Genomic DNA, 21,275 nt, shown 5'->3' on the forward strand with positions numbered 1-21,275 from the left:
TCCCAAGGGCAAGGTGACGGTGAAGATGCGGGCAGGCGGGGCTGAACAGGGCTCGGGCGACGGCGAGAAGCGGGGCCGCAAGGCCTCCAAGGAAACGAGGCGGCAGCAGCTCATCGAGGCGACGATCGATTCGCTCGCCAAGCGCGGTTATTCTGACACCACGCTCGCCGACGTGGCTGACGGCGCCGGCCTTTCCCGCGGCATCGTCAACTTCCATTTCGAGAGCAAGGAAAACCTGCTCATCGCGACGCTGCAATATATGTCGGAAGAGTACGGCGACCATTGGAATGCCGCGCTGGAAAAGGCCGGTCCAAGCGTCGCCAGCCGCGTGTGGGCCATCGTGCACGCGGATTTCGACCGCAAGATCTGCACCAAGCGCAAGCTGGCCGCCTGGTGCGCCTTCTGGGGCGAGGCGAAGTCGCGACCGACCTACCAGGCGCTCTGCGGCGCGCGCGACGTCAAATACCAGGAAACCGTGATTTCGCTTTGCACCGAGCTTAAGGCCGAGGGCGACTATGCCTACGAGCCGGAGCCGATGGCGTTGTCGCTCTGCGCCATGCTGGAAGGCCTGTGGCTGCGCCTGATGATGGGCGACGGCACGACCCGGGAGAAGGCGCTGGAGGCGGCGATCGCCTTCGTCGCGATCGCCTTCCCGAAACATCTCACGATCCAAGGACCACAACCACAATAGGGAACCCGAAAACGGGGAAGGAGTACGGCATGAAGACTGCTAACAAGGCCAGGCGCACCACAACGGCGGCATTGGCCGCTCTCCTCGCCCTCACAACCGCGCTTCCCGCCTTCGCCGCCGATACGCTCACCGTCTTCGACTGGTCCGGCTACGAGGACCCCGCCTTCCACCCCGCCTATACGGAAAAACATGGCGGCTCGCCGGATTTCTCGTTCTTCGGCGATGAGGAGGAGGCCTTCCAGAAGCTGCGTTCCGGCTTCAAGGCCGATATCGCGCATCCTTGCGCGCAGAGCATCGTGAAATGGCGCGAGGCCGGCCTGCTGGAGCCGCTCGACACCGCCAAGCTCACGGCCTGGAACGACATGCTGCCGGCCTTCAAGTCGATGAAGAACCTGATGACGGCCGAGGACGGCACGGCCTGGTTCATCCCCTTCGAATGGGGCAACACGGTGCTGACCTATCGCACCGACACGGTGAAGCCGGAAGAAGTCGCCTCGCTGAAGGCCTTTGCCGATCCGAAATTCAAGGACCGCGTGTCGATCGGCGACAATGTCGATGATGCCTATGCGCTGGCAGGCCTCGCCATCGGCCTCAAGGATCTGACGGCGATGACGGATGCACAGTTCCAGGAGGCGTCGGCCTTCCTGCGCGCGGTGCACCAGAACGTGCGTCTCTACTGGACGGACAACACGGATCTCAGCCAGGCGATGGCGAGCGGCGAGGTCGATCTCGCCTGGGCGTGGAACGAGACGGCGACGACGCTGCAGGCCGAAGGCCAGCCGGTGGTGATCAAGAAGGATACGACGGAGGGGCTTTCGACCTGGGTCTGCGGCTATTCGCGGCTGAAGGGCGGCGAAGGCAGCCCCGATCTCGCCTATGACTACCTGAACGCCGTCACCGATCCGGCCGTTGCCGCCTATATGGTGGAAAGCTGGGGTTATGGCCATTCCAACGCCAAGGGCATGGCCGCTGTCGACCCGAAAATCCTTGCCGACAAGGGCTATGCGGATGTCGAATCCTTCGTCGCCAACACGCTCTTCCAGGCGCCGATCCCGACGGAACTGCGGCAGAAGATGATCGCCGAGTTCGAGAAGATCAAATCGGGGTATTGAGGGGCAGAGGGGCTCCCGGCTTCGAACGACGAAGACGGGAGCCCGATCTTCTTGGAACGTCTCGCAGCTACCCGCGTTTTGCTTGCCTCAGTTTTGCGTGAGGTATTGCGTCATGGACCCGAAACGCTGGAGTAAACCGATCACATTCGAAACGCCCCGTCTTGGCCAGTACAGGACGATCGCCAGCACACAGGAAGCGGCAAGGGCGCTGGAGAACGACTGGCCCGTGGAAAAGGGTCGGCAGCTGAAGGAAGCGCGCAAGATGTGCTTGGCAGTGCTTGCTGGTAGGAAGCCGCCATCGGAGGCGAGAAACGCCTTCATCGCTGCCGCCGTCGAGGCGCATGTTTTCGTCCGCGAGAAGTAAATTCGCGGTCTGCTTTAGACCCGCCGCACGGCTTCATCTTCCGCCAGAAGCACAAACGCATCCGGATCGTAGGCAAGGCGGATTTCTGCGCCGATCGGCAAGTCGTCCGCGCCGTGATCGTTGGTCTCGACCATGGAGAGCGGCTGTTCCAGCCCGTCGACGCCGACCGTCAGGTGGGTGACTTCGCCGAAATAGGCGCGGTTCTCGATGCGGCCGGCGAGTTCGTGCGGGGCGCGGTCGTTGTCCCAGAGCAGGCGCAGGCGTTCCGGGCGGATGCCGACGGTGACGTGGCCGTTCTCGGCGGCAAAACCGTGCGGCTTGTCGAGATTGACGGCGCCGAAGCGGGCGGCGTCGACCGAGACGGCGTTGCCCTGTTCTCCCAGCACTTTCGCCTTGAGGAAATTCATGCCGCCGAGGAAGTCGGCGACTTTTCGCGTGCGCGGGCGCTGGTAGATTTCCTTCGGCGTCGCGATTTGCGCGATGCGGCCGCCGAACATCACGGCGATACGGTCGGAAAGCGCCAGCGCCTCGTACTGGTCGTGCGTGACGAGGATGAAAGTGATGCCGACGGCCTTTTGCAGCGTGCGCAGCTCGACTTGCATTTCCTCGCGCAGCTTCTTGTCGAGGGCCGACAGCGGCTCGTCGAGCAGCAGCACCTTCGGGCGCATGACGAGGGCGCGGGCAAGCGCCACGCGCTGGCGCTGGCCGCCGGAAAGCTCGTGCGCCTTACGTTTCCCGAGGCTGGACAAGCGAACCTGGTCGAGTGCGTCGCCGACGCGCTTCTTCTCGTCTTCCGGCGAGAGTTTCAGCCGCTTCAGGCCGTAAGCGACGTTTTCGGCGACGTCGAGATGGGGGAAGATGGCGTAGTTTTGGAACACCATGTTGGTCGGCCGCTTGTTCGGCGGCAGCGCCAGCGAGGGCGCGCCGTCGATAAAGATCTCGCCGGCCGTCGGCGTCTCGAAGCCGGCAATCGAGCGCAGCAGCGTGGTCTTGCCGCAGCCGGAGGGGCCGAGCAGCGAGAAGAACTCGCCTTCGCCGATGGTCAGCGAGACGTCGTCGAGCGCCTTGTAGATGCCGTAGAACTTCGACACGTTCTGGATCTCGATCATGGGACGGTCGGGCATGGATCGCTCCTAGAGTTTGTCAGGGAAAAGTGGAAACCGGTTTTCCCGAGAAGACAAACGAAAACAAAAGAATCTAGAGCAGGTCTGGTTCAGTCTGAACCAGACCTGCTCTAAGGCAGCATGAGCGCCAGCTGCGTGCGTTTTTCGGCACGGCGGCGCAGGATTTCGGCGAGGGTCAGCATCAGGATCGAGGCGACGAGCATAATCGTGCCGAGCGCCAGCACGCCGGGCAGCTTGGCGGCAAAACGCAACTGGCCCCAGATATAGACCGGCAGTGTCGGCGCGGTGCCGGACAGGAAGAAGGCGAGGATGAACTCGTCGAGCGAGATGGTGAAGGTGACGAGCAGGCTGGAGACGATGGCAGGCGCCACGACCGGCAGCGTGACGCGCCGGAACGTGCCGATCGCTGTTTCGCCGAGATCGTAGGAGGCCTCTTCCAGGCTGCGGTCGAAGCCTTCGAAGCCCGAGACCAACACCGACATCGCATAGGGCACGCAGAACACGGTCTGGCCGAGGATGACGGTGACGAGCGAGAGCTCGATGCCCATGGCCAGCACGATCATCAGCAGCGAGACCGCGACGATGATTTCCGGCAGGAAGAGCGGCGCCATGATGAGGCCGGCCGCCGTCCTCTGGCCGCGGAACCTGTAGCGCGTGATGGCGCGGGCCGCGCAGATGCCGAGCACGGTGGAGAGCAGCGCCACCGAGATGCCGACGACCAGGCTGTTCCAGGCCGCTTCCATCATCACCGAATTGCCGGCGAGCGAGGCGTACCACTTGGTGGTGAAGCCGGCGAGCGGGAAGGTGGTCGTCGCCGCATTGTTGAAGGAGAAGACCGGCAGCAGCAGGATCGGCAGGTAGAGGAAGAGGAAATAGACCGCGACATAGACGGGCAGCCACGGAATGAAGCGCAGGCGCTGCGTGAGGAGGCTCATTTGATCCTCCTGACGGTGAACTTCAGCGCGAGCACGACGGCGGCGGCGGCGAGCGAGACGAGGATCATGGTCGTGACGGAGAGGGCGGCGCCGAGCGGCCAGTTCGCGCCCTTGCCGAACTGCGCCTGGATGGCGGTCGCGATCATCACGCCGTCCTTGCCGCCGACGAGGCGTGGCGTCACGTAGTCGCCGACGGTCGGGATCATCACGATGAGGAAGGCGGAGACGACGCCTGGGAGCGACAGCGGCAGGGTGACGCGGAAGAAGGCGCGCAGCCGACTGTCGCCGAGGTCGCGCGCGGCCTCGATATAGGTGCGGTCGATCTTCTGCAGCGAGACGTAGATCGGCAGGATGGCGAAGGCGGCCCAGCTGTGCACCAGCGTGATGACGACGGCGTTGGAATTGTAGAGGAGCGAGGTCACCGGCTTGTCGATGAGGCCCATCGAGATGAGGCCGGTGTTCATGACGCCGCCATAACCGAGGATGACCTTCCACGACATGACGCGCAGCAGATAGCTCGTCCAGCACGGCACGGTGACGAGGAAGAGCCAGAGGTTCTTGTGCACCCCGCCGTGGAAGGAGATGAACCAGGCGATGGGGTAGGAGAAGACGACTGTGACCACGCTCACCGTCAGCGAGATCCACAGCGAGCGGATGAAGAGGTCGCGGTAGATCGGTTCGGTCAGCGCCTGGCGGTAGTTTTCCAGCGTGAAGGTGCGGTCGATGTCGAGATAGTTCTGGGTCCAGAAACTGTAGGCGATGACGATGAGGACCGGGAGAAAAAGCAGCGCCAGCGCATAGAGGAAGGTCGGCGAGATCATGGCGAGGCCGCGGGCCTCTTCGCTGCGTGTCCAGGCCCGGCGTTTTGCCGGGGCGGGCGTGTCAGCGATCCTGTCGAACGCCGCCGCCGTCATGGAGCGGGGCTCCGGTCGCGGCAACATTCATAGAGCGTGAGACTTCCCGTTCCCATGTGGTGCGCCTTTTCGGCTTTGTGTGTTCCCTAATGACAACATGCGCCCGAATCCCCGTTGAAATCAAGCCCCACTTCTGCAATATTGATTGAACGAACATTCAATATGATTGGGAAATGTAAAATCTTTCATATTGTTGTGGTCGGAATCTTCCTGGTAAATAATCGATGGAGCGGGACATGGCGGCAATTCCGAAGACGGCGAACGAGAACCTGCGTGCCGACGAGGCGGCCGGCGACGAGATCACCCGGCTGGCCGAGCGCCATCTCGTGCAGCCCTGGCCAGTGTCGGGCTCGATCGGTGCCGAGGCGCGCGGGCGCATCGAAGCGGGCGAGGGCATCTATGTGACGGATGCCAGCGGCCGAAAGCTGATCGACGGGCCTGCCGGCATGTGGTGCGTCAATGCCGGCCATCGCAACAAGGAACTGGCCGACGTCATGGCCTCGCAGGCCATGGAGCTTTCCTACAATTCGCCCTGGTACACGACGAACACGCCCTCCGCCGTGCTGTCCGCACGGCTTGCCGAGCATGCGCCTGACGGCGTCGACCACGTCTTCTACACGACGGGCGGCTCGTCGGCGGTCGAGACGGCGCTGCGCTTCATGCAGTTCGCCAACAATGTGAAGGGCCGGCCGGAGAAGAAGCTGATCGTCTCGCGGCAGGGCGGCTATCACGGCTCGACCTATCTTTCCGCCTCGCTGAACGGCCGGCCGCGTGACCATGACTGGATGGACAGCGCGTCCGACCTCGTCGTCAAGCTTTCCTGCCCGGACCCCTTCCGCCGGCCGGAGGGCATGAGCGTCGAGGCCTTCTGCGATTTCCTCGTGGAAGAATTCCGCCGCGTCATCGAGGAGAAGGGGGCCGAGAATATCGGCGCCTTCATCGCCGAGCCCGTCATGGCCTCCGGCGGCGTCATCGTGCCGCCGCCCGGCTACCTCAAGCGCATGCATGCGCTTTGCCGGGCCAACGACATTCTCTTCATCGCCGACGAGGTGGTGACGGCCTTCGGGCGCCTCGGCCATATCTTCGCGTCGAAGGATGTCTTCGATATCGAGCCGGACATGATCACCTTCGCCAAGGGCGTCACGTCCGGTTATTTCCCGCTCGGCGGCGTGATGATTGCGGGCCGGCTGTTCGAGGAACTGCGCCGCTCCAACCATTCCGAAGCGATGTTCGCGCATGGGCTGACCTATTCCAGCCATCCGGTCGGCTGCGCCGTGGCGCTGAAGAACCTCGACATTCTGGAGGGCGGTCTTTTGGCACATGCACGGGCGGTGTCCGACCATTTCCAGACGAGCCTCAAAGCGCTGGAAGACCTGCCGCTCGTCGGCGAGGTGCGCGGCCTCGGGCTGATGGCCTGCGTCGAATGCGTCGCCGACCGGGTCAGCAACAATCCGCTGACGCTCGATCTCGAAGTGGGAAAACGCATCGACCGGCACTGCCAGGAACTCGGCCTCCTGGTGCGCCCGCTCATCAGCATGTGCGTGATGTCGCCGCCGCTCACCATCTCCACCGCGCAGATCGACGACATGGCGGCCATCCTGCGCCGCGGCATCGAGCTCACCATGGACGACCTGACCCGCGAAGGGCTCTGGAAGGGCTGAGCCCTTCCGCACAAGACCCTGTTTGGACCGACATTCCCTGGTCCAAACGTTTGAGGCCCGCGAAAGCGGGCCTCTTTTTCATGTCGGTCGTTTAGCGGCTTTCGACCAGGCCGGCATTGACTTCCGCCATCGCCTTCTCCTCCGGTGCCTCCTTCAGCGTCACCACCGGCAGCACCTTGCGAATGTGGTCGTGATGGGTGCGCACGCCATATTCGAGATCGGAGAGGTAGAAGCCGGCGAAAGCGTTGGAGGTCATCGCCTCGTTCGACCAGACGGTGAGCTGCACGTCCTCGGACTGCGTGTCGCGGTCGATGCGATAGGCGAGGTAGCGGGCGAGGCGCTGGGCGCGGTCCTCGTCACGGTAGCGGTAGATGCCGCCGCGCAGCAGCGTCTTGCCGACGCCGATGGGGAACTCCTGGTAGAATTGCATGGTCTCCGGCGTCACTGCAATGACGCAGTTGGGGAACAGGCCGAAATAGATCCAGGCCTTGCGCAGCCGTTCGGGAAGCCGCGGGTTCTCCTGCGAGATCTTGACGTAGTTGCGCACGCTCCAGCGCCGGCCGGCATGGGGATTGTAGGTGGCGAAGGACCGGCAGAGGCCGTCGACGAAGGGCTCGTCGTAATAGGTCGAGCCGTAGAGGTCCTGAAGGGCCGGGTGGGCCATCGCGACATGGTAGCCCTCGTTGTCGACGTCGCGCACGGACTTCCAGTTGACCGGGCTTTCCTGCGTCCAGATGCCGCCGGTCGGCACCATCTCCTCGGACCGGTAGTGCGAAAGTTCGTCCTCGAAGGGCTTCATCAGTTCGGCGACGGAGGGCTGGGGGCCGGGCGCGAAGCGGATGAAGACGAAACCCTGCCAGATCTCGCATTCGAGCGCTTTCAGCGCGAATTCGTTCTTGTCGAGCGGCGGGAAGCTGCGCGGGCGGGCGGCGCCGCGCAAGGTACCGTCGAGATTGTAAACCCAGCCGTGGAAGGGACAGACGAGCGCGTTGCGGCAGCTGCCCTTTTCGTCTGCGACGAGGCGCGAGCCGCGGTGGCGGCAGATATTGTGGAAGGCGCGCACGGTGCCGTCCTGCCCACGCAGGATGAGCGCGCGCTCGCCGACGACATCCATAGCGAGGTAGTTGCCGGGCTCGGGAATGTCGGAGACGTGGCAGGCGATCTGCCAGTGCTCGCGGAAGACATGCTGCTTTTCGAGCTCCAGCAGGGCGGGGCTATGGTAGCACCAGCCCGGAAGTCCGCTCCTGTCCCAGTCGTTCGGAACATTGATATCGCGGATCATCTCGTTCATGTCGCTCCCCTTATTTTGCTGAACGTTCATTCAATATAAGCACAATTTCCGTTCAAAAGGAATAGCTTGCGAAGAGCTGTTGTTTTTGAATCAGGAAAAACCCGGTCGCGGCGCGGCCGGGGAGGGGCTGATTTTCGGCGAAAACCGCGTCGGTGCCGCAGCTTAACGGCGGGCTTTGACGCGCGTTACCGGTCGAGTTCCGGGTAGTAGCGTTCCATGTAGCTGGGCCTCAGCTTCTCGCCGATCATGCAATCGGCGCTTTCGCCGGCGGTGCGGATCACGCGGGCGGGCGGTTCGGCGCCGCTGACTTCGAGGATCAGCTTGCGGCGGATGGCGATGGCGAAATCCTCCGGCTCCTGCACCGGCAGGACGAAAGCGCCGGGGCCGCCGATCACGCAGTTCGAATAATAGTCGTCGAGCGAACCATAGGCGGCCGAGGGGCGGATCATTATGGCGAGGCCGTTGATGATGATGCCGAGCGCGGTGGCGGCATCGCGGGCCGGCGTCACGGGCGGCCCAAAGTTGTTCGGGCCGTCGCCGGAGACATCGATGACGCGGCGCATGCCGGAATAGCCGTTCCCATCGAAGAGTTTCGCGCCGTAGACGATGGCGCCGGAGATCGACGTGCCGCGGCGCGTGGCGATCGGGCGGGCTTCCAGCTGGGCGGCGAAGGCCTTGGCGTCCTCCGGCCCGGAGATGATCTGCCAGGGCAGGTGCGAACTGTCGCGGATCGTGCCGGCCCATTCGAAATAGCTGATGGCGATGCGGCCGGTCAGGCCGTCGCGCACGGCATTGACGAAATCGGGGTGTCGAAGCGCATCCACGTAGCCGGCGCGCTGCACCTGCGCCTCCTCCAGGTCCATCGAACCGGAGACGTCGACCGCGAGCACCAGCTCCACATCGACCTCCTGGTCGGAGGCGGCGGCGATCTCGGCGCCGGCCGTCAGGCTCATCAGCAAGGCAAGCGTTGTCAGCATGGCCGTCACCTATGTGCATATCCCAGACGGCAAATGTATCACGAACCGCGGAAGGAAAGGACGGGCACAGTTCAAAAATCGGTGATGCCGGCGAATAGCCGCCCGCCCGCGACCGTCAGATTGCTGTTCCAGCGATTTTCGGACGCCGGGAACGGGACTTGCCTTCGGGCAGAGAAAGCAGATCGAGATGGGCTTCAAGGATATTTTCAGCACGCTTCGCAACAGGATGTTCGGCCGGGCGGAGAGCGCTCCCGCGGAGCCGCTTTCGCCGCAGGAACAGCTTGTCCGCGACTACGATCTCTACCTCGTCGACCTCTATGACGAGATTCCGGCCCTCGTTCCGCAGCGCGACGCCATGCGGATCGCCTGGGGCAACGGCGATTTCGAGGCCTACCAGCGCGCCTTCGAGGCCGCGCGGGCCGGCGGCGTGATCGCGGAAAGCGGCCGGCCGCATTATTCCCTGGTGAAGGACTGGTTCTTCGAACCCTTCCTGGAGCTGCCGGACGAGGAGGCGCCGGCACATGAGGACATGCTCAAGCCGTTCCGGGCGTTCTTCCAGCGTAGCCCGTCGCCGTTTTCCGCCGCCACCTATGCCGATGCGCTGCGCGTAACCGCCTTCGCGCGGCGCGGCACCGCCTATGGACGTTTCGTGCGGCCGGAGCAGTGGAAGAGCTACGAGGAGCTTTTGAAGGAAGCGGACGACGTGCTCGACAGCCATCCGGACCCGGAGAATTTCAGCTGGCGGATGAGCGATTACCGCCGCGCGGCGAACGAGGGCAGCTTCGAGATCTTCAAGGCGCGTTTCGAGCGGGCCTGGCTGCTGGACCGCTACAATGTCGATCTCTGCCGGGCGCATGCCCGCATGATCATGCCGCGCTGGCTCGGCCGCGACGCGCAGGACCTCGAAAACTTTGCGCGGCGGGCGGTCGAACTGACCCGGGAGCGTTTCGGTCTCGGCTTATATGCGCTGATCCAGCAGGCGAACACCGATGTCGGCGATCATGAGCTTGCCGACACGCTCTGCGATCCGGCCCTCGTCAAGCAGGGCTTCGAGGACCTGCTTGCCCGCTTCCCGGCGCCAAGCGTGATGAACCTCTATGCCGACATGCTCGAATGGATGGGGGACACCGAGGCGCTCGCCGATCTGCTGGAGACCCGCTTCCGCGTGATGGTGCCGCAGATCTGGTATGGCGACACGCGCGGCGAGAAGATCTCCTACGTCTTCGATACGCTGCTGGAAGCCGCCGACGTGCTGGAACAGCGCCGCGCCCGCAAACGCGCCTGATGGCTTAAAGCGCCGTCAGCTCGCGGATCGCCATGCGCTTGTAGGCCTCGACAAGCCGGTCGCCTTCCGCCCGTGCGACCGAGACGGCAAGGCGCATGGTCGCCTCGCCGAGATGCATGACGAGAAGGGCGGTCGCCTCGATCTTTTGCGGATCGGCGCGTGGTCGCAGCGCCGTGAGCTGCGCGGCGAGCAGAGCGCCGTTGCGCCGGCTTTCCTCTGCCTCCATGGCCCGCAGCGCGCCATCCGCCTGCACGGCCGACCAGATGTCGCGGATGACGGGTTCGGCGAGGAAGATCGCGTAATAGGTATCGATCAGGCTGGCGAAGGCGGTGGCGAGATCGTCCATGCTTTCGACGGCGGCGAGGCCTTCGGCGATGCAGGCGCGGCTGTCCTCGTTGCAGCGTTCGGCGAGTGCATGCACCACGGCGCTCTTGTCGGGAAAATATTGGTAGAGCGAGCCGATCGAGATGCCCGTGCGCTGGGCGAGCTCGCTCATGCGCAACGCATCGCTGCCCGTTTCGGCAATCATTTCCGTCGCATTCGCAAGGATGGCGTCCACCCGCTCGCGGCTGCGTTTCTGGGTCGGCGCGCGGCGCATCTGCGTTTCGCTCGGCTCTCGTTCCACCATCTGCTCCAAAGGCTCGAATAATCGCGCTTGACAAATACGAGGATTTCTCACATTTTGCAAACATGAGTGATACTCACATTTTGGAGAGTGGAGATATGACGAACAAGCGCATTCTGCTTCTGGGCGGTGAAGGCAAGACGGGGCGGCCGATTGCCGAAAGACTGCGGGAAAAGGGATATACGGTCCGGCTGGGCTCGCGCTCGGCGGAAATCCCGTTCGACTGGCGCGATGCATCCGGTTGGCCGGCGGTGCTTGCGGGCGTGGATGCGCTCTACATCGCCTATCAACCGGATCTCGCGGTGCCGGGCTCGGACGACGATATCCGCCGGCTCTCCCGCCTCGCCGCCGAGGCGGGCGTCCAGCGCATCGTGCTGCTTTCCGGCCGCGGCGAGGATGCGGCGGAGGCGAGCGAGGAGGCGATGAAGGAGGCGGGCATCCCCTGGACCGTGCTGCGCGGCAGCTGGTTCTTCCAGAATTTCAGCGAGGGCCTGTTTGCCGAACAGATTTTGGCGGGCGAGCTGGTGCTGCCCTCCAGCACGGTGCGCGAGCCCTTCGTCGACACGCGCGACATTGCCGACGTGGCGGTGGCGGCACTGACGGAGGAGGGGCATGCCGGAAGGACCTATGAACTGACCGGCCCGCGGCTGATGACCTTTCGCGAGGCGCTGGCGGAGTTTTCCGCGGCGGGCGGGCGCGCGATTGCTTATACGCCGGTGACCGTCGAGGCCTATGCTGGCATCCTGCGCGAGGCCGGCATTCCGGAGGATGTCATCTGGCTCGTCACCTACCTGTTCGGCTCGGTGCTCGACGGGCGCAACGAGTCGCTCAGGACCGACATCGAGCAGGTGCTCGGCCGGCCGCCGCGCGATTTTGCAGATTTCGCCCGCGATGTCGCCGCAACCGGTTTCTGGAGGACCTGATCATGGCAAGCGTTTTCCCCATCCTGACCTTTTTCGCCACCCTTGCGGCAGCGCTTAATGCCGGCCTGTTTTTCATCTTTTCCGTCTGGATCATGGCCGCCTTCGCGCGCCTGACGCCGGCAGAAGGGGCGGCGGCGATGAACGCCATCAATGTCGTCATCCTGAATCCATGGTTTGCCACTGCCTTCTTCGGTGCCGCGGCTCTGTCGCTGCTGCTCGTCGTCATCGGCTTCCTGCAGGGCGGGGCCGGCGGGCTGATGGCCTTGGCCGGCGGCGTGGTCTTCCTCGTCGCGGTCATCGGCGTGACGATGGTCTTCAACGTGCCGCTCAATGATGCGCTCGCCGCAGTCCCCGCCGGCAGCGCGGAGCAGGCGGCGCTCTGGCAGCGCTATCTCGATGTCTGGACGCCATGGAACCATGTGCGCACGCTCGGCTCGCTTGCCGCCGTCGGGCTTTTCGCGCTCGCCTTCCGCCAGGGGGTGCCGCTCGGCTGAGGCCGGGCTGGCGCTCGCCCCTTCGGCCTGCTAGCTCTTGCATCAGAGACCGCCGGAGCCGACCTTGCAGGACATAACCGACCTTTCCGCCCTTGCCCTTTCCGCCGCCATCGCCGAGCGCAGGCTCGCTTGCCGAAGCGTCATGGTGGCCTACCTTGCCCGCATCGAGGCGATCAATCCGCGCATCAACGCCATCGTCAGCCTCCGCCCGGCGGAAGACCTGTTGGCTGAGGCGGAAGAGGCCGACCGTGCGCTCGCGGCGGGAGACTATCGCGGCTGGCTGCACGGCCTGCCCTTCGCGGTGAAGGATCTCTCCGAGGCGAAGGGCATCCTCTGCTCCTTCGGCTCGGCCAACTATGCGGATTTCGTGCCGGACTATGACGACATCCATGTCGAACGCATCCGGGCGGCCGGCGCCATCGTCATCGGCAAGACCAACGCGCCGGAAATGGGCCTCGGTTCGCACAGCTACAATCCGGTCTTCGGCGTCACGCGTAACCCCTACGACACGGGCAAGAGCGCCGGTGGCTCCTCCGGCGGTGCAGCGGCGGCGCTTGCGGCGCGGCTGCTGCCGGTCGCCGATGGCAGCGACATGATGGGGTCGCTGCGCAACCCCGCCGGCTTCAACAATGTCGTCGGCTTCCGCCCGTCCTTCGGCCGCGTGCCCTCGCTTGGCAACGAGCTTTTCCTCGGCCAGCTCGCCGTCAACGGCCCGATGGGGCGCAGCGTCGCCGATGTCGCGGCCCTTCTCGCGACGCAGGCGGGGCATGATCCGCGCGACCCGCTGTCGTTGATCGACGAGGATCTCTCGCTGGACGGGAGCCGCGATCTATCCGGCGCCCGCATCGGCTGGCTCGGCGATTTCGGCGGTTACCTGCCGTTCGAGCCGGGCGTGCTGGAGCTTTGCCGCGAGACGCTCGACGTCTTCCGGCGGCTCGGCTGCACGGTGGAGGAGGTCGCGCCGGGCTTCGACATGGCGCGGCTGTGGCAGACCTGGCGCACGCTTCGTCATTTCCTCGTGGCCGGCGGGCAGGCCGCCGACTATGACGATCCGGCGCGGCGCGCAAACATGAAGCCGGAGATGCTCTGGGAGGTCGATAACGGCCGTGCGCTTTCGGCGGCGGAGGTCTATACGGCATCGCTTGGCCGCAGCGACTGGCACCGCTACGTCGCAGGCCTCTTCGAGCGCTACGATTTCCTCATCCTGCCCTCGGCCCAGGTCTTCCCCTTCGATGCCGAGCTGGACTGGCCGAAGGCGATCGACGGGCGGGCGATGGACACCTATCACCGCTGGATGGAAGTGGTCATCGGGCCGACGCTCGCTGGCCTTCCCGTCGCCGCAATGCCGGCCGGTTTCGGGGCAAACGGGCTGCCCGCGGGCATCCAGATCATCGGCCGTGCGCGGGCCGATCGCGACGTTCTGGCGGCCGCCGCGGCCTATGAAAAGGCCACCGACTGGCTCGCCCGGCCTCCCCAGTTTTAGGGATGCGGGGCGTAAGGCCACGTCATCGCCGCATTCTCGTGACAGGCAGCCTTGCCGGGCGGTGAGGACACCCCGGCGGATTCCTTCAAAAACACGAGGCGCCGTTTAGGAATTGCTTACCATATTTCGTCATTCTTTGCTCGTTCGGCAGAAGTCCGGGGCGCGTGGCCCCGATGCCTGCCGCCAGCGTAAAGGCCCTCGGACTGTCTGTTCCGCGGCCGCGTCGAGTAACGAGTATCGGGTAACGAGTATCATGGCGTCTGTGTACAGTTCCGCGCGTTCCGCGTCGAAATCCCGTCGGGGCCGTTCCGCGGGCATCCTTCTCAGCACATTGCTTGCCTGCGGCGTCATCGCCGGGTCCGCCTGGGCGGTCGTCTCGACGCTCGGCGCCATGCAAGAGGCGGCAACGTCGCTTTCGGACGGCAAGAAGGCCATTGCCGGCACGCTCCATATCAAGACCCCCGCCAGGGAAAAGGCCGCCGATAGGGTGGTGAAGATCGCGAAATTCTCGCGGCTCTCCCGGCCCTCGGAAAGCGAGCTTCGCCAGAAGCAGCTGACCGCCGAGGCAATCCAGGTCGCGCACCAGCGCAAGATCTCGGTCCAGCTCGCCTCCGCCGTGAAGCGCGAGAAGGCGAAGGCGGCGTTGATCGAGGCGGCCTATGCCCGCGCCGAGCGCTCCGTCGAACAGGAAAAGGCAATCACCGGCCAGCCCGCCATGGTGACCGCGCTCGTCGAGGACACCTCCGCCCGCAAGGACATCCAGCCCTTCGGCCTCGTCATGCAGAAGCCGCAGACGGAAGAGGAAAACCTCCTCAGCCAGATCCCGCTGCCGGAAGCCAAGCCCGCGCTCGAGACCGTCGTCATCGAAAAGCCGGTGGTGGTGGAAGAAGAAAAGCCGGTCGCGCGCAACAAGCGCGAAAAGGCGAAGGACAAGGACAAGGAAGAGGTCGCCTACGCCAAGCCCGACCGGTCGCTGTTCGGCAACCTGTTCAAGGGGGGCAGCGGCAGCAGCAATGGCACGGGCTGGCTCGGCAAGGGCACGCGGGTCGCGATCTACGACGTCTCCAACGCGACGGTCTACATGCCCGACGGCACGAAGCTGCGCGCCCATTCCGGCATCGGCAAGATGCGTGACAATCCGCGCTACGAGCATGTCAAGATGAACGGGCCGACGCCGGCCGGCATCTACCGCCTGAAGATGCGCGAGCGGCGCTTCCACGGCGTCGAGGCGATCCGCATGACCTCCATCGACGGGCGTGACCCGAAGAACCGCACGGGCCTCCTGACGCACACCAACCTCCTGCGCAACCAGAAGGGCTCGCATGGCTGCGTCGCCTTCCAGAACTACGAGCCGTTCCTCAACGCCTTCAAGCGTGGGCACATCACCATGATGATCGTGGTGCCGGAACTGCCGTCTTCGCGCACCCAGCTTGCTGCACTCTACCGCAAGGCCGGCGCCTGACATTTTTCGCGAGACGGCTGAAACCGGCGCCCTTGGTGCCGGTTTTTTGCATTCTCCGGTCGAGCGCGGAGATTTTCTCCAAATGTTGTGAGCAATAACCATTTGGTTTAGCAAATGCTAAGAATTTCGGGTCAAATTTAACCAACTTCTTTTGATGGCTAGGCTTGCCTAGGCCACATCGACGTGGGGACCCAAACGTGACTGCCTTCGATTTCGGATTGAATTCCCGCTCCGTGCTTGCCGCGATGAACCGCTCCCAGGCGATCATCGAATTCGACCTTTCCGGCAGGATCCTGCACGCCAACGAGAATTTTTTGCAGGCCGTCGGCTATGAGCTTTCGGAGGTCGTCGGCCAGCACCACCGCATGTTCGTCGATCCGGCGGAGGCCGGCTCGGCGGAATATGCAGCCTTCTGGGCGCGGCTTGCCGAGGGGCATTTCGACCGGCGCCAGTACAAGCGCGTCGCCAAGGGCGGCCGGGAGATCTGGATCGAGGCCTCCTACAATCCCGTCTTCCGCGGCAAGAAGCCGGTGAAGGTGGTGAAGTTCGCCACCGACATCACGGCCATGAAGCGCAAGGCGATGGAGGATGAGGGCAAGCTCGCGGCGCTGAGCCGGGCACAGGCGATCATCGAATTCACGCCGAAGGGCGACATCCTCGGCGCCAACGAGAATTTCCTCGCCACCCTCGGCTACCAGCTTTCGGAAATCGTCGGCCGGCATCATTCCCTGTTCTGCGCCCCGGACTATGTGGCGAGTGCAGCCTACAAGGATTTCTGGGCGCGCCTTGCCGAAGGGCACTTCGTGTCCGATCAGTTCACCCGCGTCACCAAGGGTGGCAGCCGTATCCATATCCAGGCCTCCTACAACCCGATCCTTGATGCCGATGGCAAGGTCTTCAAGGTGGTAAAGTTCGCGACCGACGTGACGGAGCGCGTGCGGGCGATCGAGGAGATCGGCGCGGGGCTCGGGCGCCTTGCCGAATGCAACATCCGCATGACGATCGACCGCGAATTCATCCGCGAATTCGAGCCGCTGCGACGGGATTTCAACAATTCGATCGGCGCCTTCCAGGAAACCCTCTCGCAGGTGCTCGACCAGACCTATATCCAGAACCGTAGTGGCCAGGAGATGCGCAAGGCGGCCGAGGATCTCTCGGAACGCACGCGCCAACAGGCCGTAGCACTCGAAGAAACCGCGGCCGCACTGACGCAGGCAACCGTCGCCGTGCGTTCTTCGACCGACCGGACGCGGGAGACGCGCAAGCTCGTACAGGACGCCCGCGCCTCGGCAAACAGCTCCGCCGACGTCGTGAACAATACCGTGAGCGCCATGCAGCGCATCGAGGCCGCTTCAAGCGAGATCAGCCAGATCATCGGCGTCATCGACGAGATCGCGTTCCAGACCAACCTGCTTGCGCTGAATGCAGGCGTGGAGGCCGCGCGGGCGGGCGAAGCGGGCAGGGGCTTTGCGGTCGTTGCGCAGGAGGTTCGCGAACTGGCGCAGCGCTCCGCAAAGGCGGCCCGCGAGATCAAGACGCTGATCACCAATTCCAGCGCTGAAGTTAAGGATGGTGTGCGTCTCGTCGGCGAGACCGGCCGGGCCCTTCGCGAGATCGAAAACTTCGTCGAAGAGATCGACCATAATGTCGACGCGATAGCGACCTCTGCCGCCGAGCAGGCGAGCGGCCTCGAAGAGATCAGTGCCGCTGTTTCGGATGTCGACCGCATTACTCAGGAAAACGCCGCCATGGTGGAGCGGACGACCTCGACGAGCCAATCCCTGGCCGACGGTGCGATAACGCTCAGCGACCTTGTCAATCGGTTCCAACTCAACCGTCGCACGCTTCGCCGTGACGGAAGCGAAATCTGGACGCCGGAAGAGCGCGCCGCCCGGCTCGGCGCGGTGCGCAAGGCCTCCTGATCGAATGAAGGCGGGGCCGCTCTTATGGCCCCGTCATTTCCTTTCGACGAAACCGTCCAGCACGCGTTTCTGTCCGGCGCGGTCGAAATCAATCGTCAGCTTGTTGCCCTCGATCGCCGCGACATTGCCGTTGCCGAATTTCAGGTGGAAGACCCGGTCGCCGACGGCGAATTTCGACGGTTCGCTCGTGGTCGATTTCGCCACCAGTTCTCCTTCGATCATGCGCGAGCGCGGGCCGCTCTCGCCATAACCGACGCGCTCGACGGCGTGGCCGGAGCGTGAGCCCCAGTTGTCGCGCGTGGCTTCCGTGCGGTTCGCCTGGGCGCGGCGCCAACCGGGGGACGAGTAGTCGTTCTGGAACGGCTCCTGCTTGTCGAAGCGCGACTGGCCATAACCGCCGCGGCCGTAACCGCCATAGGACTGTTCCACCTCGGCCACTTCCACATGCGCTTCCGGCAGTTCGTCGAGGAAGCGGGAGGGGAGCGTCGATTGCCAGAGGCCGTGGATGCGGCGGTTGGAGACGAACCAGATATGGCAGCGGCGTTTTGCACGCGTGATACCGACATAGGCGAGGCGGCGCTCCTCCTCCAGGCCCGAGCGGCCGCCCTCGTCGAGCGCGCGCTGGTGCGGGAACAGGCCTTCTTCCCAGCCGGGCAGGAAGACGGTCTCGAATTCGAGGCCCTTGGCCGAGTGCAGCGTCATGATCGAGACGGCGTCGAGCTCGGCATTCTGCTCGGCATCCATGACCAGCGAGACGTGATCGAGGAAGCCGCGCATGGATTCGAACGCTTCCATCGAGCGGATCAGTTCCTTGAGGTTGTCGAGGCGCCCCGGTCCTTCCGCCGACTTGTCGGCCTGCCACATGGCCGTATAGCCGCTCTCGTCGAGGATCTGCTCGGCAAGGTCGGTGTGCGGCATGGTTTCCAGGAGCGACTGCCAGCGGCGGAAATCCGTGACGACGTCGAACAGCGCCTTGCGCGCCTTCGGCTTCAGCTCGTCGGTCTCGATGATGTCGGATGCGGCGGCGAGCATCGGTATGTCGCGGGCGCGGGCATAGTCGTGCAGGTTGCGGATCGTCGTGTCGCCGAGGCCGCGCTTCGGCGTGTTGACGATGCGCTCGAAGGCGAGGTCGTCGGCCGGCTGGCTGACCAGGCGGAAATAGGCCATGGCATCACGGATTTCGAGCCGCTCGTAGAAGCGCGGGCCGCCGATGACGCGGTAGTTGATGCCGAGCGTGACGAAACGGTCTTCGAACTCGCGCATCTGGAAGGAGGCGCGCACCAGGATCGCCATTTCGTTGAGCTTGTGCTGCTTGCGATGGAGCTGCTCGATTTCCTCGCCGACGGCACGCGCCTCTTCCTCGGAATCCCAGGCCGCATGCACGACGACCTTGTCGTCGTCAGGATCTTTGCGGTCGGTGAAGAGCGTCTTGCCCAGCCGGTCCTCGTTATGCGCGATCAGGTGGCCGGCAGCGCCCAGGATATGGGCCGTCGAGCGGTAGTTGCGCTCCAGCTTGACGACGCGGGCGCCCGGGAAATCCTTCTCGAAGCGCAGGATGTTGTCCACCTCCGCGCCGCGCCAGCCGTAGATCGACTGGTCGTCGTCGCCCACACAGCAGACGTTCTGCGGCGTGCCCTTGGGGCGCTGCGCCAGCAGGCGCAGCCACATGTATTGGGCGGTGTTGGTGTCCTGGTACTCGTCGACGAGGATATAGCGGAATTTCTGGTGGTATTCGGCCAAGACATCCGGATTGGCGCGGAACAGGCGGATCGGGTGCAGCAGCAGGTCGCCGAAATCGCAGGCATTCAGCGTCTTCAGGCGGTTCTGGTAGGCGATGTAGAGTTCGCGGCCCTTGCCGTTGGCGAAGGCGCGGGCGTCCCCTTCGGGGATTTGCGCGGGATCGAGGCCCTTGTTCTTCCAGCCGTCGATCATGCCGGCGAACTGCTTGGCCGGCCAGCGCTTGTCGTCGATGCCCTCGGCCTGGATGATCTGCTTGATCAGGCGCACGACGTCGTCGGTGTCGAGGATGGAGAAATCGGAGCGCAGGCCGACGAGTTCGGCATGGCGGCGCAGCAGCTTCACGCCGATCGAGTGGAAGGTGCCGAGCCACGGCATGCCTTCGACAGCGCCGCCGACGAGGAGGCCGATGCGCTCCTTCATCTCGCGCGCGGCCTTGTTTGTGAAGGTCACGGCCAGCATCTGGCTTGGATAGGCGCGGCCGGTCGCCAGGATATGGGCGATGCGGGTGGTCAGCACGCGCGTCTTACCGGTGCCGGCGCCCGCGAGCACCAGCAGCGGGCCGTCGAGCGTCTCCACCGCCTCGCGCTGCTCCGGGTTGAGGCCGGAGAGGTAGTCCGGCGCGCGGTGGGCATCGCGGGCCGCCATGGCGCGCGCGGCGATACCACCCGCCGGCTTTTCCTTTGGCGCCGGGGGCTTTCCGGAAAGCTGCGGGTCCTCGTCGAAGAAGGGAATGTCGTCGTAACCGCTGATCATGCGGCTCAATGTAGTGATTCGGTCTCGAAAGACCAGTTTTCCGTTCTGCTTTTATTCCGCGGGGAAAAACATTGGCCAGAAGATTGTGGAAAGCCGCGCCCTTCAGGGCGTGGCGCGGTCCGCATCGAAGACGGCGTCCACGGGCAGCTGGAAAGCGGTGGCGAGCTGGTTCGTCTTGCCGGCAAGCGAGACGATGGCGAGCAGTTCGGCATATTGCGCATCCGTCATGCCCTTGGCCTTGGCGGCGGCCGTGTGGGAATGGACGCAGTAGCTGCACCCGTTCGTCACCGAGACGGCGATATAGAGCAATTCCTTCACCAGCGGATCGAGCGTCGAGGGTGTCGCCATCACCGCCTTCACCTCCGCCCAGGTGCGCTCCAGAAGCGACGGGTCGAAGGCGAGGTAGCGCCACATATTGTTGACGAAGTCCGATTTGCGGGTGGCGCGGATGTCGTCGAACACCGCCTTGACGCGCGGATCGGCTTCGATGTCTTCGGCTGGCTTGACGGTGCTCATGGTTCCTCCGGAAAAAAAGGCCGGCGGGAAAGCCGCCGGCCAATGGGGTCAGCCCAGTGCGAACACGCGGGCAGGGCCGCCCGTGCCGCCGCGCACTTTTGGCGCGCCGACGATGAGGGTCGCGCCCTTGGCCGGAAGCTGGTCCAGATTGGCGGCCGCTTCAAGCCCCCAATGGCCCGAGGCGAGCCAGGAATAGTGTGTCGCGAAATCCGGCGAGATGCCGTAGTCGAGCGAGAGCGTATCGACCGCGATGCCCACGGCGCTGGAGTTTTCCGCCAGATACTGCACGGCTTCGACGTGGAAGCCGGGGAAGTGCATCTTGCCCTCGGCGTCCGCATTGCGGAACTTATCGGTGCCGAGGTGCTTGTCCCAGCCGGAGAGCAGCGCCACGCAGGCCTTTTCCGGCAGGTCGCCATTGGCGGCGATCCAGGCCTTGATGTCGTCCGGCGTCAGCTGCGCATCCGCGTTCGCCGCCGCCTTCTCGCGGATATCGATGACGGCGAGCGGCACGACGAGGTCGGAAACCGGAATTTCGGCGACCGACTTGCCGTCCTCCGAAAAGTGCAGCGGCGCATCGACATGGGTGCCGGTGTGCTCGTTCACCCGCAGTTCGAAGAGATTGAACTTGTGTTCCTTGTAGTTGAACTTCTGCTCGCGCCAGAACTGCTGCTGCCCGAAGAAAGTCGGAAACTCCTCGTAGAGTTCATGGGTGAGGTCCGTCGCCTTGCTCGGCGCTTGCGCCAGCGCCGGGCTCAGCGCCCCGGAGCTGGCTGCCGCAACCGTTGCGGCGCCCGCAGCGGCGGCACGGAAAAAGTTTCTTCTCGAAAGCATGCGGTTCTTGACGGTATCGATGACGCAGGCGTCGCACATGGTTCTTCCCCCTGTCGGTGAATGCGTTGATGAAACAATACTGAAATAAGGCTCGGCCATACTGGCGCAAGAAAGCTATCACACGCACCGGATCGGTCCAGTCACGCGCATGCTCGGATAGGGGGTGGCGAGG

19 protein-coding genes are annotated in these 21,275 nt (G+C 64.3%); 10 read left to right on the plus strand and 9 right to left on the minus strand.

What is annotated here, in order from left to right; genetic code table 11:
- Positions 1-25: 25 nt before the first annotated feature.
- The 3 genes from J2Y63_RS23155 (at position 26) to J2Y63_RS23165 (ending at position 2,167) form a co-directional block, all read left to right on the plus strand.
- Positions 26-691 carry a TetR family transcriptional regulator C-terminal domain-containing protein gene (locus J2Y63_RS23155; RefSeq protein ID WP_435268027.1) on the plus strand — a complete coding sequence of 222 codons (666 nt, stop codon included), beginning with the start codon at positions 26-28 and terminating at the stop codon, positions 689-691.
- A gap of 29 nt (positions 692-720) precedes the next feature.
- Positions 721-1,803 carry an extracellular solute-binding protein gene (locus J2Y63_RS23160; RefSeq protein ID WP_435267998.1) on the plus strand — a complete coding sequence of 361 codons (1,083 nt, stop codon included), beginning with the start codon at positions 721-723 and terminating at the stop codon, positions 1,801-1,803.
- Between the two features lie 112 nt (positions 1,804-1,915).
- Complete coding sequence (locus J2Y63_RS23165) at positions 1,916-2,167, plus strand: DUF982 domain-containing protein (RefSeq protein ID WP_435267999.1); 252 nt, start codon at positions 1,916-1,918, stop codon at positions 2,165-2,167.
- Positions 2,168-2,181: 14 nt separating this feature from the next.
- On the opposite strand, the gene J2Y63_RS23170 is transcribed toward J2Y63_RS23165, so the two are convergent.
- From J2Y63_RS23170 to J2Y63_RS23180, 3 genes are all read right to left on the minus strand, one after another.
- Positions 2,182-3,276 (minus strand): ABC transporter ATP-binding protein, encoded by a 1,095-nt coding sequence (locus tag J2Y63_RS23170; protein ID WP_435268028.1) that lies wholly within the window; start codon positions 3,274-3,276, stop codon positions 2,182-2,184.
- A gap of 125 nt (positions 3,277-3,401) precedes the next feature.
- A complete protein-coding gene (locus J2Y63_RS23175; RefSeq protein WP_435268000.1) occupies positions 3,402-4,226 on the minus strand; it encodes an ABC transporter permease in 825 nt (274 codons plus the stop codon).
- Complete coding sequence (locus J2Y63_RS23180) at positions 4,223-5,140, minus strand: ABC transporter permease (RefSeq protein WP_435268001.1); 918 nt, start codon at positions 5,138-5,140, stop codon at positions 4,223-4,225. Before J2Y63_RS23180 ends, J2Y63_RS23175 begins: the two co-directional genes overlap by 4 nt.
- A 236-nt stretch (positions 5,141-5,376) precedes the next feature.
- On the opposite strand from J2Y63_RS23180, the gene J2Y63_RS23185 reads away from it, so the two are divergent.
- A complete protein-coding gene (locus J2Y63_RS23185) occupies positions 5,377-6,801 on the plus strand; it encodes an aminotransferase (RefSeq protein WP_435268002.1) in 1,425 nt (474 codons plus the stop codon).
- 91 nt (positions 6,802-6,892) lie between these two features.
- Here the strand turns inward: J2Y63_RS23185 and J2Y63_RS23190 are convergent, their stop codons facing one another.
- Together J2Y63_RS23190 and J2Y63_RS23195 are read right to left on the minus strand one after the other, a co-directional pair.
- The gene (locus tag J2Y63_RS23190; protein WP_435268003.1) at positions 6,893-8,092 is read right to left on the minus strand and encodes an aromatic ring-hydroxylating oxygenase subunit alpha; all 1,200 of its coding nucleotides are present in this window, start codon (positions 8,090-8,092) and stop codon (positions 6,893-6,895) included.
- Positions 8,093-8,277: 185 nt separating this feature from the next.
- Positions 8,278-9,069, minus strand: a complete 792-nt coding sequence (locus J2Y63_RS23195) for a DUF1194 domain-containing protein (protein ID WP_435268004.1) — start codon at positions 9,067-9,069, stop codon at positions 8,278-8,280.
- A gap of 187 nt (positions 9,070-9,256) precedes the next feature.
- Between J2Y63_RS23195 and J2Y63_RS23200 the strand changes: the two genes are divergently transcribed.
- A complete protein-coding gene (locus tag J2Y63_RS23200; RefSeq protein ID WP_435268005.1) occupies positions 9,257-10,354 on the plus strand; it encodes a hypothetical protein in 1,098 nt (365 codons plus the stop codon).
- Positions 10,355-10,358: 4 nt separating this feature from the next.
- Here J2Y63_RS23200 and J2Y63_RS23205 read toward each other — a convergent pair whose 3' ends face one another.
- The gene (locus J2Y63_RS23205) at positions 10,359-10,979 is read right to left on the minus strand and encodes a TetR/AcrR family transcriptional regulator (RefSeq protein ID WP_435268006.1); all 621 of its coding nucleotides are present in this window, start codon (positions 10,977-10,979) and stop codon (positions 10,359-10,361) included.
- A 98-nt stretch (positions 10,980-11,077) separates the two neighbouring features.
- Between J2Y63_RS23205 and J2Y63_RS23210 the strand changes: the two genes are divergently transcribed.
- The 5 genes from J2Y63_RS23210 (at position 11,078) to J2Y63_RS23230 (ending at position 17,263) form a co-directional block, all read left to right on the plus strand.
- A complete protein-coding gene (locus J2Y63_RS23210; RefSeq protein ID WP_435268007.1) occupies positions 11,078-11,902 on the plus strand; it encodes an NAD(P)H-binding protein in 825 nt (274 codons plus the stop codon).
- A gap of 2 nt (positions 11,903-11,904) precedes the next feature.
- Positions 11,905-12,396 carry a DUF1772 domain-containing protein gene (locus J2Y63_RS23215; RefSeq protein ID WP_435268008.1) on the plus strand — a complete coding sequence of 164 codons (492 nt, stop codon included), beginning with the start codon at positions 11,905-11,907 and terminating at the stop codon, positions 12,394-12,396.
- A gap of 64 nt (positions 12,397-12,460) precedes the next feature.
- On the plus strand, positions 12,461-13,879 hold the full coding sequence (locus J2Y63_RS23220) for an amidase (RefSeq protein WP_435268009.1): 1,419 nt from the start codon (positions 12,461-12,463) through the stop codon (positions 13,877-13,879).
- Positions 13,880-14,132: 253 nt separating this feature from the next.
- Positions 14,133-15,341, plus strand: a complete 1,209-nt coding sequence (locus J2Y63_RS23225) for a DUF2778 domain-containing protein (RefSeq protein WP_435268010.1) — start codon at positions 14,133-14,135, stop codon at positions 15,339-15,341.
- Between the two features lie 245 nt (positions 15,342-15,586).
- Positions 15,587-17,263: a methyl-accepting chemotaxis protein gene (locus J2Y63_RS23230; RefSeq protein WP_435268029.1), complete on the plus strand. Its 1,677-nt coding sequence runs from the start codon at positions 15,587-15,589 to the stop codon at positions 17,261-17,263.
- A 33-nt stretch (positions 17,264-17,296) separates the two neighbouring features.
- Here J2Y63_RS23230 and J2Y63_RS23235 read toward each other — a convergent pair whose 3' ends face one another.
- From J2Y63_RS23235 to J2Y63_RS23245, 3 genes are all read right to left on the minus strand, one after another.
- A complete protein-coding gene (locus J2Y63_RS23235; protein ID WP_435268030.1) occupies positions 17,297-19,756 on the minus strand; it encodes an ATP-dependent helicase in 2,460 nt (819 codons plus the stop codon).
- Between the two features lie 102 nt (positions 19,757-19,858).
- Positions 19,859-20,272 (minus strand): carboxymuconolactone decarboxylase family protein, encoded by a 414-nt coding sequence (locus tag J2Y63_RS23240; protein ID WP_435268011.1) that lies wholly within the window; start codon positions 20,270-20,272, stop codon positions 19,859-19,861.
- 48 nt (positions 20,273-20,320) lie between these two features.
- Positions 20,321-21,142 carry a cyclase family protein gene (locus tag J2Y63_RS23245; RefSeq protein ID WP_435268012.1) on the minus strand — a complete coding sequence of 274 codons (822 nt, stop codon included), beginning with the start codon at positions 21,140-21,142 and terminating at the stop codon, positions 20,321-20,323.
- Between the last annotated feature and the right edge of the window lie 133 nt (positions 21,143-21,275).

This window comes from Shinella sp. BE166 (assembly GCF_051201095.1).
Classification (GTDB): Bacteria; Pseudomonadota; Alphaproteobacteria; order Rhizobiales; family Rhizobiaceae; genus Shinella; species Shinella lacus.